This is a genomic window from Actinomadura sp. NAK00032 (assembly GCF_013364275.1).
Taxonomy (GTDB): domain Bacteria; phylum Actinomycetota; class Actinomycetes; order Streptosporangiales; family Streptosporangiaceae; genus Spirillospora.
Map to the genome: position 1 here is coordinate 1,980,980 of NZ_CP054932.1, position 13,604 is coordinate 1,994,583.

10 protein-coding genes are annotated in these 13,604 nt (G+C 73.2%); 4 read left to right on the forward strand and 6 right to left on the reverse strand.

The window, feature by feature from the left end; translation table 11 throughout:
- The first annotated feature begins 286 nt into the window (after positions 1-286).
- Together HUT06_RS09235 and HUT06_RS09240 are read left to right on the forward strand one after the other, a co-directional pair.
- Positions 287-994 carry a Crp/Fnr family transcriptional regulator gene (locus HUT06_RS09235; protein WP_176195332.1) on the forward strand — a complete coding sequence of 236 codons (708 nt, stop codon included), beginning with the start codon at positions 287-289 and terminating at the stop codon, positions 992-994.
- A 44-nt stretch (positions 995-1,038) separates the two neighbouring features.
- Positions 1,039-2,019, forward strand: a complete 981-nt coding sequence (locus HUT06_RS09240) for a LysR family transcriptional regulator (protein ID WP_176195333.1) — start codon at positions 1,039-1,041, stop codon at positions 2,017-2,019.
- 11 nt (positions 2,020-2,030) lie between these two features.
- Here HUT06_RS09240 and HUT06_RS09245 read toward each other — a convergent pair whose 3' ends face one another.
- From HUT06_RS09245 to HUT06_RS09265, 5 genes are all read right to left on the reverse strand, one after another.
- On the reverse strand, positions 2,031-2,774 hold the full coding sequence (locus tag HUT06_RS09245; protein ID WP_254715068.1) for an arginase family protein: 744 nt from the start codon (positions 2,772-2,774) through the stop codon (positions 2,031-2,033).
- Positions 2,775-2,855: 81 nt separating this feature from the next.
- On the reverse strand, positions 2,856-3,608 hold the full coding sequence (locus tag HUT06_RS09250; RefSeq protein WP_176195334.1) for a succinate dehydrogenase/fumarate reductase iron-sulfur subunit: 753 nt from the start codon (positions 3,606-3,608) through the stop codon (positions 2,856-2,858).
- 21 nt (positions 3,609-3,629) lie between these two features.
- A complete protein-coding gene (locus HUT06_RS09255; RefSeq protein WP_176201249.1) occupies positions 3,630-5,567 on the reverse strand; it encodes a fumarate reductase/succinate dehydrogenase flavoprotein subunit in 1,938 nt (645 codons plus the stop codon).
- A gap of 2 nt (positions 5,568-5,569) precedes the next feature.
- Positions 5,570-6,259 carry a succinate dehydrogenase cytochrome b subunit gene (locus tag HUT06_RS09260; protein ID WP_176195335.1) on the reverse strand — a complete coding sequence of 230 codons (690 nt, stop codon included), beginning with the start codon at positions 6,257-6,259 and terminating at the stop codon, positions 5,570-5,572.
- A 201-nt stretch (positions 6,260-6,460) separates the two neighbouring features.
- On the reverse strand, positions 6,461-7,681 hold the full coding sequence (locus HUT06_RS09265) for a PP2C family protein-serine/threonine phosphatase (RefSeq protein ID WP_254715069.1): 1,221 nt from the start codon (positions 7,679-7,681) through the stop codon (positions 6,461-6,463).
- A gap of 310 nt (positions 7,682-7,991) precedes the next feature.
- Here HUT06_RS09265 and HUT06_RS09270 point away from each other — a divergent pair, with 310 nt between their 5' ends.
- Entirely contained in the window at positions 7,992-9,737 is a 1,746-nt protein-coding gene (locus HUT06_RS09270) for an ABC transporter ATP-binding protein (protein ID WP_254715070.1), read from the forward strand.
- Positions 9,734-11,458: an ABC transporter ATP-binding protein gene (locus tag HUT06_RS09275; protein WP_176195337.1), complete on the forward strand. Its 1,725-nt coding sequence runs from the start codon at positions 9,734-9,736 to the stop codon at positions 11,456-11,458. Before HUT06_RS09270 ends, HUT06_RS09275 begins: the two co-directional genes overlap by 4 nt.
- Here HUT06_RS09275 and HUT06_RS09280 read toward each other — a convergent pair.
- Entirely contained in the window at positions 11,447-13,528 is a 2,082-nt protein-coding gene (locus HUT06_RS09280) for a S9 family peptidase (RefSeq protein ID WP_176195338.1), read from the reverse strand. The two genes, HUT06_RS09275 and HUT06_RS09280, sit on opposite strands and share 12 nt — an antisense overlap.
- Between the last annotated feature and the right edge of the window lie 76 nt (positions 13,529-13,604).

Below are 13,604 nucleotides of genomic sequence, written 5' to 3' on the forward strand. Positions count from 1 at the left end.
GCGACGGGGGGCGTTCGCGTTTCCGCCGCTCTCCACCGCGGGGGCGGCGCTCTGGCATGCGGCACTCCCGAGGTACGGCGGGCGGCGTGCCCCCGGACCGCCGCCCGCCGTCCCGCCGTTCCCCGTGGACGCCGTGGACGTCGCTACGGCCCTCCGGTCGCGCACGCCGGGACCAACCCTGACGCACATCCGGCCCCCTGAGTAGGGAATAGTGCACAGAGCGCGTGATTGAACCGTGATTCCCTCACGGGGGGCGGGTGCCCCCGGATCCCTTTAGCGTTATGGCGTGACCGCTCTCGAACCGGGCTCGTTCCTCGCCGATCTGACCGCGGCGGAACGCGCGGATCTGGAAGCACGCTCCCGCGTCCGCGACTTCGAGCGGGGCGACACGCTCTTCTCCGAGGGGGAGCAGCCCGGTTGGGTCGCCGTGCTGCTGCGGGGGCGGGTGAAGGCGTTCTCCTACCGCGAGCAGGGCGGCGAGGCGCTGCTCGCGGTGCGCGGGCCGGGCGCCCTGCTCGGCGAGGTCGCCGCGATCGACGGGCTGCCGCGGTCGGCGTCGGTCGCGGCGCTGGAGCCGGTCCAGGCCCTCGCGATCGGCGCCGACGAGTTCATGGCGTTCCTCCAGGCGCACGGCCGCGTCTCGATCCTCATCATGCGGATGCTGTGCCAGCGGTGGCGCGACGCCGACCGCAAGCGCGTCGAGTTCGGCATGTTCGACGCGACGGGGCGGGTCGCGCAGCGGCTGGTCGAGCTGGCGGAGCGGTTCGGCGTGCCGTACGTCCCGCGCGGCGGGCCCGGCGAGCCCGCGGCGGGCGGGGAGAGCGTGCGCATCACGCTGAACCTGTCGCAGGAGGAGCTGGCGGGCTGGGTCGGCGCGTCCCGGGAGGCGGTGAGCAAGGCGCTGCGCACGCTGCGCCGGCACGGCTGGATCGAGACGGGGCGCCGGCGGCTGATCGTGCACGACCTCCAGGCCCTCCGCCGCCACGCGCGGTAACCCGGGTCGCCGGGCGCGGGCGCGCTGGCCGTACTCTGTGCAGGATGCAGCTACAGCAGCTCGCCTACTTCGTCGCGGTCGCGGAGGTGCGCCACTTCACGCAGGCCGCGGAGATCCTGCGGGTCGCGCAGCCGTCGCTGTCCAAGCAGATCCGGGCGCTGGAGAGCGAGCTGAACGTCTCCCTGTTCCGGCGCGCGCGCGGCAACATCACCCTGACGCCCGCCGGTGAGGCGCTGCTGCCCCTGGCCAAGCGCATCCTGGCGGACGTCGACACCGCGCGCCTGGAGGTGCAGGAACTCGCCGGCCTCAAACGCGGCCGGGTGCGGCTCGGCGCCACGCCGTCCCTCTGCGCGGGCCTGCTGGCGGACGTCCTGCGCCGCTTCCACGACATGTACCCGGGCATCCAGCTCATCGTCGAGGAGGGCGGCTCCCGCGACCTCGTCCGGGAGCTGACGCGCGGTTCCCTGGACATGGCCCTGGTCATCCTCCCGCTCCAGGGCGACCCGCCGCTGGACACCACCCCGATACTGCGCGAGTACCTGGTGGTCGCCTCCCCGGCGGGGGCGGGCACGCCCCCGCAGCTGCCGCGCCGCTCGTACCTGCGCATCGAGGACCTGCAGAACCGCCCGCTGGTGATGTTCCGCCCCGGATACGACCTGCGGGAGGCGACGATCAGCGCCTGCCGGGCGGCGGGCTTCGAGCCGAAGTTCGCGGTCGAGGGCGGCGAGATGGACGCCGTGCTGCGCTTCGTCGAGGTCGGCCTCGGCATCGCGGTCGTCCCGAGCATGGTCCTCGCCGGGCGCCCCGGCCTGCGCGGGACGCCGCTCGTCCTGGCCGACGAGGAGGCGCGGCGGGGCCGCCACGGTCCGGGCCTGCTGCGCACCATCGCGCTCGCCCACCGCAAGGACGTCGAGCTGACCCATGCGGCCCGCGCGTTCCAGGAGACCTTGGAGGCGTTCCTCGCGGAGGCCGCCGGGGCGGGGACCCTCCCCGCGGGCGTCGAGAACCTGGTCGGCGCCGAGTAGCGGTCAGGCGGTCAGGCGGTCAGGAGGTCGCGCAGGACACGGCCCCGGACGGCGTTGTCATCGCCCTCCGGCAGGTGCCAGGGGCAGGCGATGTCCAGCGCGGCCACGCGGCCGGTCGCCATGACCCGGCGGACGGACGCGATCACCGCGTCATAGGACGGCCCGCCGCCCACGGGGAACTTCATCCCCGGCAGGTCGTCCTTGTCGACGACGTCCAGGTCGATGTGCAGGAGCAGCGGCCCGTCCGGCAGGACGACGTCGTCCACCGGGCAGCGCCGCACCTTCGACGACGCGAGGAACTCGGCCTCGGCCGGGTCGAGGTCGCGGGCGTCCACCAGGACGACGCGGTCCTCCGGCAGCGGGCGCAGGCCGAGCCGGTCGGCGAGCAGCGCGGTGTCGGTGCCGATGATCTGCCGCAGCGGCATGCCGCCGATGTAGCCGGACGTGGAGCTCTCCGCCGAGTGGACGTCGCCGTGCGCGTCGTACCAGACGACGGACGCGTCGACCCCGGCCTTCTGCAGCCCGGCGAGGACGGCCTCGGCGAGCAGGCAGTCGCCGGAGACGACGGCCGGCCGGGTGCCGCCGGCGACCTGGTCGGCGACCTCGGCGGCCACCGGCTCGCACAGCGCCGCGACGCGCTCCCACACGTCGCCGTCCGGGAGGTCGCGGGTCACCGGGATCAGGTCGAACCCGTCCAGGGGGAAGGACGCGTCGGGAAGCCGTTCGTCCTGGTGGTACGGCACAAATGTGATCATGTGACCACAGTAGAGCAGTAGTACGGCCCCGCCCGGTACTCCGGGCGGGGCCGAGATCAGGGGCCGATCAGGCGGCGGGAATCAGCGCTTCTTGCCGCCGGTGGTCGCCTTCAGGTAGTCGCCGTTGAGGCGCCCGATGACGTCCAGCGGGATCTCCTTCGGGCAGGCGGCGGTGCACTCGCCGGTGTTGGTGCAGCCGCCGAAGCCCTCCTCGTCGTGGGTCTCCAGCATGGAGACGACGCGGTCCCAGCGCTCCGGCTGCCCCTGCGGCATCAGCCCGAGGTGGGTGACCTTGGCGCCGAGGAACAGCGCGGCCGAGCCGTTCGGGCAGGCCGCGACACAGGCGCCGCAGCCGATGCACTCGGCGGCCTCGAACGCGCGGTCGGCGTCCGGCTTCGGCACCGGGGTCGAGTGCGCCTCCGGCGCGGTGCCGGTCGGGGCGGTGATGTAGCCGCCGGCCTGGATCATCCGGTCGAACGCGGACCGGTCGACGACCAGGTCCTTCACCACCGGGAACGCCTTGGCGCGCCACGGCTCGACGTCGATGACCTCGCCGTCCTTGAACTTGCGCATGTGGAGCTGGCACGTGGTGGTGGCGCGCTCCGGGCCGTGCGGGGTGCCGTTGATGACCAGCGAGCACATCCCGCAGATGCCCTCGCGGCAGTCGTGGTCGAACGCGACCGGCTCCTCGCCCTCGGCGATGAGCTTCTCGTTGAGGACGTCCAGCATCTCCAGGAACGAGGCGTCGGGGGAGATGTCGTCGAGCTTGTACTCGACCATCCTCCCCTTGTCCCGGGGGCCGCTCTGGCGCCAGACGCGCAGTGTGAGCTTCATGATTACCTGTCCGACCCTCTGCTACTTGTACGACCGCTGCGTCGGCTTGACGTATTCGAAGTCCAGGGCCTCCCTGTGGAGGACGGGCTGCTCGCCCTCCCCGGCCCATTCCCAGGCGGCGACGTGGGCGAAGTTGTCGTCGTCGCGCTTGGCCTCGCCGTCCTCGTCCTGGCTCTCGGCCCGGAAGTGGCCGCCGCAGGACTCGGTGCGGTGCAGCGCGTCGATGACCATCAGCTCGGCCAGCTCGAAGAAGTCGGCGACGCGGCCGGCCTTCTCCAGCTGCTGGTTCAGCTCCTCGCCCTTGCCGGTGACCTTGACGCGCGTCCAGAACTCCGCGCGCAGCGCCGGGATCAGCTCCAGGGCCTTGCGCAGGCCCTGCTCGGTGCGCTCCATGCCGCAGTACTCCCACATGATGTGGCCGAGCTCGCGGTGGAAGGAGTCGACGGTGCGGTCCCCGTCGATCGAGAGCAGCGTGTCGATCCGGGTCCGCACCCGCTCCTCGGCCTCGCTGACCGCCGTCTCGGCGACCGGCCCGAGCGCGTTGCGGGCGATGTAGTCGCCGATGGTGTTCGGCAGGACGAAGTAGCCGTCGGCGAGGCCCTGCATCAGCGCGGACGCGCCGAGCCGGTTGGCGCCGTGGTCGGAGAAGTTCGCCTCGCCGATCACGAACAGGCCCGGGATGGTGGACTCGAGGTCGTAGTCCACCCAGAGGCCGCCCATCGTGTAGTGGACGGCGGGGTAGATGCGCATCGGCGTCTCGTACGGGTTCTCGCCGGTGATGCGCTCGTACATCTGGAAGAGGTTGCCGTACTTGGCCTCGACCTTGTCGCGGCCGAGCCGCCCGATGGCGTCGGCGAAGTCGAGGTAGACGCCGAGGCCGCCGGGGCCGACGCCGCGTCCCTCGTCGCAGACGTTCTTCGCCGCGCGGGACGCGATGTCGCGGGGGACGAGGTTGCCGAACGAGGGGTAGATGCGCTCCAGGTAGTAGTCGCGCTCGTCCTCGGGGATGTCGGACGGCTTGCGGGTGTCGCCGCCCTTCTTCGGCACCCACACCCGGCCGTCGTTGCGCAGCGACTCCGACATGAGCGTCAGCTTCGACTGGTGGTCGCCGCTGACCGGGATGCACGTCGGGTGGATCTGCGTGTAGCACGGGTTGGCGAACAGGGCGCCGTGCCGGTGGGCGCGCCAGGACGCGGTGACGTTCGAGCCCATCGCGTTCGTGGACAGGAAGTACACGTTGCCGTAGCCGCCGGACGCCAGCACGACCGCGTCCGCCGTGTAGTGCTTGATCTCGCCGTCGATCAGGTTCCGGACGACGACGCCGCGGGCCCGCCCGTCCTCCATGATCAGGTCGAGCATCTCGTGCCGCGGGTACAGCTCCACGTTCCCGGCCTCGACCTGCCGCATCAGCGCCTGGTAGGCGCCGAGGAGCAGCTGCTGGCCCGTCTGGCCGCGCGCGTAGAAGGTGCGGGAGACCTGGGTGCCGCCGAACGAGCGGTTGTCGAGCAGGCCGCCGTACTCGCGGGCGAACGGGACGCCCTGCGCGACGCACTGGTCGATGATGTTCCGGGAGATGTCGGCGAGCCGGTACACGTTCGACTCGCGGGAGCGGAAGTCGCCGCCCTTCACGGTCTCGTAGAACAGCCGGTAGACGCTGTCGCCGTCGTTGCGGTAGTTCTTCGCGGCGTTGATGCCGCCCTGCGCGGCGATCGAGTGGGCGCGGCGCGGCGAGTCCTGGAAGCAGAACTGCTGGACGTGGTAGCCGGCCTCGCCGAGCGTCGCGCCGGCGGAGCCGCCGGCCAGCCCGGTGCCGATGATGATGATCTTCTTCTTGCGCTTGTTGGCCGGGTTGACCTGCTTGGCCTCGAACTTGCGCGTCGTCCAGCGGTCCTCGATGGGGCCCTTGGGCGCCTTGGTGTCGGCGATCGGGTCGCCGGACTTGTAGAAGCTGTCGGTCATGGTCAGCTCACCCATCCGAACGTGATGGAGACGGGGACCGCGATGAAGCCGAGCGTGATCAGCGCGGCGGTGGTCGCGGCGAGGCCCCGCAGGGCGTTGTGGCTGCGCGGGCTGCGCAGCCCGAGCGTCTGGAACGCGCTCCAGATGCCGTGGTTGAGGTGCAGGCCGACGAGCAGGATGGCGACGACGTACCAGAGCGTGATGTACCAGCGGGACGGGTCGAAGTCGGCGACCATCCGCTCGTAGGGGGTGGCGTCGGCGCCCTTGGGGTTCACGACGAAGAACGTCAGGTCCAGCAGGTGCCAGATGATGTAGACGGCGATGATGACGCCGCCGTACCGCATCGTGCGGACGGCGTAGCCCTGCGCGTTCGACTTCTTCTTCGACTGGTACTTCACGGGGCGGGCGTGCGCGGCGCGCTTGGCGAGCGACACCGCCGACCACATGTGCAGGATCACCGAGACGCCGAGCACGACCTCGATGAGGGTCAGGACGGTCCGGCGCGGTACCGCGGGCTCACCGATCGTGCGCAGCCAGTGCGCGTAGTGGTTGAAGTCCTCCGCGCCCATGAAGATCTTCAGGTTCCCGACCATGTGCGCGACCAGGTACAGCACGAGGATGCCGCCGGTCACCGCCATGACGGCCTTCTTGCCGACGGTCGATCGGTAGATCGCAGGTATCGCTATAGCCACGACCTGCACGTTATGTCCGGATCGGAGAATAGTTCCAAGTCATCAGCGCACTCATGGCGATAGCCGCAGGCTATGGACGCACGCCGGGCGGGTGTTGTAGCCGTTCCGTGACGTTCTGCCTGGTGAGTGACCTCACAACGGGTCCGGGAACTCCCCGATCAAGTGATCCACAAGACATTGACCGAGGTCAGCGGCCTGTGGTTACGCGCGCCCGGGCTGCCGGGACAGCAGCAGCACCGCGAGGTCGTCGGTGAGGGCGTCGCCGTTGAGGTGCTCGACCTCGGTGACCAGGTCGTCGATCAGGGCGCGCCCGGTGGCGCCCCGGGTGCGCGCCTCGCGCGCCAGCCCGACCAGGCCGTCGGTGCCGAGCCGGTCCGAGCCGGCGCCGACCTTCCCCTCGATGAGGCCGTCGGTGTAGAGCATCAGGCCCCAGGAGTCGCCGAGGTCGATCTCGGTCGTCGGCCACTCGGCGCCCGGCAGCAGCCCGAGCGCCGGCCCGTGCGCGTAGTCGGGCAGCGCCGCGACCTCGCCGTCCTCGCCGAGGACGCCGTGGAACAGCAGCGGCGCCGGGTGCCCGGCCAGGTGCATCCGCGCGGTCCGCCGGGACGGCGCGATCGTGATCATGCACAGCGTGGTGAAGATCTCCTCGCTGCGCCGCTCGTGCCCGAGGACGGTGTCGAGGGTGCCGAGCAGCTGCTCGCCGGTGTGCCCGGCGAGCACGAGCGTCCGCCACGCCATCCGGAGCTGGACGCCGAGGGCCGCCTCGTCCGGGCCGTGCCCGCAGACGTCCCCGATCATCAGGTGGACGGCGCCGCCCTCGGTCTGCACGGTGTCGTAGAAGTCGCCGCCGAGCAGGGCGCGCCGCCGGCCGGGCCGGTAGCGGGTGTGGTGCCGCAGCGACGCGTCCTCGATCAGCGGGACGGGCAGCAGCCCGCGCTCCAGCCGGGCGTTCTCGCGGCCGAGGATGCGGGCCTCGACGAGCCGCCGCTCGGTCTCCTCCGAGCGCTTGCGCTCGATGGCGTAGCGGATCGCGCGGGCCAGCAGCGGGGCGTCGACCTCCTGCTTGACCAGGTAGTCCTCGGCGCCGGCGGCGACGGCCTGGACGCCGAGGTGGGCGTCGTCGAGGCCGGTCAGCACGACCACGGCGGCGGTCTCGGACAGGGCCAGCACCTGGCGCAGCCCGTCCAGCCGGTCGATGCCGGGGGTGGACAGGTCGACGAGGATGCACTGCGTGCGGCGGGTCAGCGCGCGGCGGGCCTCGGCGAGGTCGGACGCGACCGCGATGGCGGTGTCCAGGCCGCTCTCGGCGAGCATCTTCTCGACCATGAGGACGTCGGAGGGGTCGGCGTCGATGAGGAGCAGGTCGGTCCTGTCCTCGGCCCCCGGTGCGAAGGGGTACGTCTGATGGCTGATGGTGCTCACAGGGCTTCCGGAAGTCGGGCTGACGGCACTGGCAACGGCCGGTGGCGCCCCGCTTATTCCCGTGGGTGCGGGAGCGCGCGGCGGGCCGCGCCGGGGCAGCGGCATCGGCCTAGCCGCCAGGGTCCCGGCTCAAGGAGCGGAGGAAGCATCGCTCCGTACGCCCCGACCTTAGCGTGCCGCCGCGTCCCGGCGCACCTCCCGCGCGCGTCCTGATCATGATTTGCGGGCGGTCCGAAAGCCGCCCGGGCGGCGTCCGGCCAGGTGAAAAACCAGTCGAACTCGCCGGGTCCGGCTGCATAACCTTCGTCAGGTGAAGCCGCTGCCGGAGAAAAATCCTGGCACGCCCGACCACGTCCTCCGCCGAGGCAGAGCCTCGCGCGGCGCCCGGAGGGGCGCCGGCGGAGCATCCGCGCGCTACCTGCTGTGGCTGGCGCGCGTCCAGTGGCGCAGCATCGCCGCGGGCGCGCTCCTCGGCGTGGTCTGGATGCTCAGCCAGGCCCTCATGCCCGCCGCGATCGGCCGCGCCATCGGCGACGGCGTCGCGGCGCGGGACGAGCGCGCCCTGCTGGTGTGGTCCGGCGTGCTGCTCGGCCTCGGCGTCGTGCAGGCAGCCACGGGCGCCGTCCGGCACCGGTTCGCCGTCTACAACTGGCTCGCCTCCGCCTACCGGACGGTCCAGCTCGTCACCCGGCAGTCGACCCGCCTCGGCGGGACGCTGCCGAAGCGGCTGAGCGCCGGCGAGGTGGTGAGCATCGGCCTGTCCGACGTGTCGCACATCGGCGACACCATCGACATCCTGTCCCGCGGCTCGGGGGCCGTGGTCGCGATCGTCGCGGTGGCCGCGATCCTGCTGAGCACCTCGCCGCCGCTCGGCCTGATCGTGCTGGTCGGCGTGCCGCTGATCCTGGCGGTCGCGGCGCCGCTGCTGCGCCCCTACCGCGACCGCGAGCTGGCGCACCGCGAGCTGGTCGGCGAGCTGAGCTCGCACGCCACCGACCTCGTCGCGGGCCTGCGGGTGCTGCGCGGCATCGGCGGCGAGACGCTGTTCTCCGGCCGCTACCGCGCCGGGTCGCAGCGGGTGCGCGCGGCCGGGGTGGCGGCCGCGCGGGCCGAGACCCGGATGAACGGCGCCGAGGTGCTGCTGCCCGGGCTGCTGATCGCGCTGGTCACCTGGATCGGGGCCCGGTTCGCCGCCGAGCGGACGATCAGCGTCGGCGAACTGGTCACCTTCTACGGGTACGCGGTGTTCCTGATCGTCCCGCTGAAGACCCTCGGCGAGGCCGCCGGCAAGATCACCAAGGGGCTGGTGGCGGCGGGCCGGGTGACCGCGCTGCTGGCGATCGACCCCGAGCTGCCGGCCGCCGGGACGGCCCGCCCGGCGGCGTCCGCCGAGCTGGTCGACATCGCCTCCGGGCTGGTCGTGCGGCCGGGGCGGGTGACCGCGGTCGCCGCGGCCGACCCGCGCGACGCGCAGGCCGTCGCCGACCGGCTCGGCCGGTACGCCGACGGCGACGTCGACTTCGGCGGCATCCCGCTGCACGCGGTCGCGGACGTCCGGAAGCGGATCCTCGTCGCCGTCAACGAGGACCGCCTCTTCTCCGGGCCGCTGGCCGAGTCCCTCGCGCCGGACGCCGACGAGGCGGCCCTGAAGGACGCCGTCTACGCGGCCTGTGCCGAGGACATCGTCGCGTCCGCCGGCCTGGACGCGCACGTGGCCGAGGCCGGACGGGAGTTCTCCGGCGGCCAGCAGCAGCGCCTCCGCCTCGCGCGGGCGCTCGCCGCAGACCCCGACGTCCTCGTCCTGGTGGAGCCGACCAGCGCGGTGGACGCGCACACCGAAGCACGCATCGCCGGAAGGCTCGGCCAAGCGCGCGCGGGCCGCACCACCGTGGTGTGCACGACCAGCCCGCTGATGCTGGACCGCGCCGACCACGTCGTGTTCGTCCAGGACGGCCTGGTCGTCGCCGAAGGAGCACATCGCGACCTCCTGGAGACCGAGCCGCGCTACGCGGCCACCGTCACCAGGGGAGAGACCGTGGAAAGGGCGGAGGCATGAGCGCCGAGACACTGCCGGTCGCGACGTCCGCGCAGGTGCGGGCGTACGCGCGGCGGCTCGTCCTGCGGCACCCGCGCGCCCTCGCGGGGGTGCTCGGCCTGCACGCGCTGGCCGCCGTGGCGGGCCTGGTCACGCCCCGGCTGCTCGGCGCGCTCGTCGAGGACGTCCGCGACGGGCACGCCGCCATCGACACCGCCGGGCTCGCCATCGCCGGGTTCGTGATCGCGCAGGGCGTGCTGATCCGGTACGCCTACCTGGCGTCCGCGAAGCTCGGCGAGCGGGTGCTGGCCGAGCTGCGCGAGGAGTTCGTCGACCGGGTGCTGGCGCTGCCGCTGTCCACGGTCGAGCGGGCCGGCACCGGCGACCTGGTCACCCGCGCGTCCCGCGACGTGGACACGCTCAGCACGTCCGTCCGGTACGCGATGCCGGAGACGCTCGTCGCGATCGTCGTCGGCGCGTTCACGTTCGGTGCGCTGCTGCTGAACGGCCCGCTCGTCGCGCTGCCCGCGCTGGTCGCCGTGCCGCTGCTGGTCGCGGTGATGCGCTGGTACCTGCCGCGCGCCCACGTCGGCTACCTGCGGGAGAACGAGGCGTGGTCGCGGATCGCCGACGGGCTCACCGAGACCGTCCAGGGCGCCCGGACCGTCGAGGCACTCGGCCTCGCCGACCGCCGGCACCGCCGCGGCGACGACGACATCGCGGTCTCCTACAAGGCCCAGCGCTACACGCTGCGGCTGCGCATGTTCCTGTTCCCGGTGGCCGAGCTGAGCTTCGTGCTGCCCGTGGTGTCGACCCTGTTCGTCGGCGGCCTGCTGTACATGCACGACATGGCGACGCTCGGGCAGGTGACGGCCGCGACCCTGTACGCGCAGCTGCTCATCGAGCCCGTGGACACCATGCTCTCCTGGCTGGACGAGCTGCAGCTCGGCGGCGCGTCACTGGCCCGCCTGCTCGGCGTCGGCAACGTCCCGCCCGACCGGGAACCGGGCGACGCGCGGCCCGCGGGCGACCGGCTCACGGCGCGCCGCGTCCGCTACTCCTACCGGCCCGGCAAGGACGTCCTGCACGGCGTGGACCTCGACCTGCGGCCCGGTGAGCGGCTCGCGATGGTCGGGCCGAGCGGCGCGGGCAAGTCCACCCTCGGCCGCCTGCTCGCCGGGGTGGACGGCCCGCGCGCGGGCGCCGTCACCGTCGGCGGCGTCCCGCTGGTGGAGCTGCCGCTGGACGGCCTGCGCCGCGAGGTCGCGCTGGTCACCCAGGAGCACCACGTGTTCCGCGGCACGCTCCGCGAGAACCTCCTGATGGCCCGCGAGGACGCCTCCGACGCGGAGGTCCGCCGGGTGCTCGCCGCGGTCGAGTGGGACGGGCCGGACCTCGGCACCGTCGTCGGCTCCGGCGGCGCGACGCTGACGCCCGCGCAGGCGCAGCAGCTCGCGCTGGCCAGGCTCGTCATCGCCGACCCGCACACCCTCGTCCTGGACGAGGCGACGTCGCTGCTCGACCCGCGCGCCGCCCGCCGCCTGGAGCGGTCGCTGGCCGCCGTCCTGGACGGCCGGACCGTGGTGGCGATCGCGCACCGCCTCCACACCGCCCACGACGCCGACCGTGTGGCGGTGGTGGAGGACGGGCGCATCACCGAACTCGGCACCCACGAGGACCTGCTGGCCCAGAAGGGCTCCTACGCGGCCCTGTGGGCGTCCTGGCACGGCTCAGCCGGCTAGCGCCGACTTCAGGTAGTCGACCTGGATGTGGAGCAGGTTCTCCGCGACGACCTCCTGCGGGGTCATGTGGGTGACGCCCGACAGCGGCAGGACGGTGTGCGGGCGCCCGGCGGCCAGCAGCGCCGATGAGAACCGCAGCGTGTGCGCGGCCACGACGTTGTCGTCCGCCAGCCCGTGGATGACCATCAGGGGCCGCTTCAGGTCCGCGGCCCGCTCGATCAGCGAGTTCGCGGCGTAGGCCTCCGGCTCCTCGTCCGGGTGGCCGAGGTAGCGCTCGGTGTAGTGGGTGTCGTACAGCCGCCAGTCGGTGACGGGCGCGCCCGCGATGCCCACGTGGAACACGTCCGGGCGCTCCAGGACGGCGAGGCCCGCGAGCCAGCCGCCGAACGACCAGCCGCGGATGCCGACCCGGTCGAGGTCGAGCGCGGCCGGGTGCTTGCGGGCCGCCTCGATCAGCGCCGTGATCTGGTCGTCCAGCACCGGGCCGACGAAGTCGCCGTGCACGGCGCGCTCCCACGCCGGGCCGCGCGCGGGCGTGCCGCGGCCGTCGGCGATCACGACGGCGAAGCCCTGGTCGGCCAGCCACTGCGGCTCGCAGTACATCCGCTGCACGGCGAGGACGCGCTGGGCGTGCGGCCCGCCGTAGGGGTCCATGAGGACGGGCAGCCGCCCCTGGTCGGGCTCCCAGCCGGTCGGCAGCAGCACGGCGGTGCGGATCTCCCGGTCGCCGGCGCGCAGCAGCTCCACCTTCGGCGTGATCACCGGGGTCTCGGCGAACGAGGCGACCGGGTGCGTCCCGGCGGGCGTGCGCACCTCGGTCTCCGAGCCGGGGCGGTCGAGCCGCGCGCCCGTCACCACGGTGACCCCGCCGGACCGGAGGCCGCCGAAGACGCCCGCCCCCTCGGTCAGCCGGGTGGTCTCGCCGCCGGCGCACGAGTACAGGTGGACCTCGGTGGGCTCCTCCGAGCCGGTGAACAGGATCGACTCGCCGTCCACCCCGAGCACCGACCGGACCTGCAGCCCGGCCGGCGTGACCGGCGTGCCGCCGACGGTGATGCGGCGGGTGTCGGCGTCGCGGTCCTCGGTGACCCAGACGAGGCCGCCGGAGGACGTCCGGGCGGGCAGGCCGGGGACGATCTCCGTCCACACCGGGTCGTGCTCGGTGTGCAGGAGGGACGTCTCGCCGTTGGACGGGTCCACGCTCAGCACCCGCTGCGAGCGCTGGTCGCGCGGCTGCACGACGATCAGCAGGCCGTGCCGGTCCCACGAGGCGGCCACGAAGTAGGGGAACATGCCGCGGTCCCAGGCGACGGCGGTGCGCCGGCCGTCCAGCTTCAGCAGCACCGGCGACACCAGCGCGTTCGGTGTGCCGGCCGCCGGGTAGGCGATCTCGGACGGGGGCCGCTCGGGGTTGGCCGGGTCGGCGATGTGCCAGCGCTGCACCGGCGTCTCGTCCACCCGCGCCGCCAGCAGCGTGCCGCCGTCGGGCGACCACCAGTGGCCGCGCATCCGGCCCATCTCCTCCGCCGCGACGAACTCGGCGAGGCCGTAGGAGACCTGGTCGGACTCCGGCTGGACGAGCGCCCGGTCGTCGGTGCCGTCCATCTCGATGACGCGCAGTGTGCGGCCCGACACGTAGGCGATGCGCCGCCCGGCGGGATCGGGGCGCGGGTCGAACACGGGCGTCTGCGCGGGCAGTTCGCGGACGAGCGCGGTGCCGATGTCGACCGCGTACAGCCGCCCGGCGAGCGTGAACACGGCCTGCTGCATGCTCTGGTCGGTGGCATAGCCGACGATGCCGCCCGCCTGCTCGCGGGCGCGCTCGCGCCGGGCCCGCTCCTCGGCGGGCAGGCCCTCCTCGCCGGGCACGTCCAGCGCGGCCGGGTCGGCGACGCACTCCTCCTCGCCGGTCGCGGTGTCCAGCGTCCACAGGCAGGTGACGGGATCGTCGCCCGCCCGGGTGCGCAGGAACAGCACGCGCGACTCGTCCGGCGCGATCTGGAAGGCGCGCGGAACGCCGAGGCCGAACCGGCGGGTGCGGGCGCTCTGCCGCGGATAGCTGATGCTCATGGCACCCGAGTCTGCCAGGATGCCCGGGAAGTACGGCGCACGGCGGTCTCCTGCCCTCTATGATCACGGGTCGTCG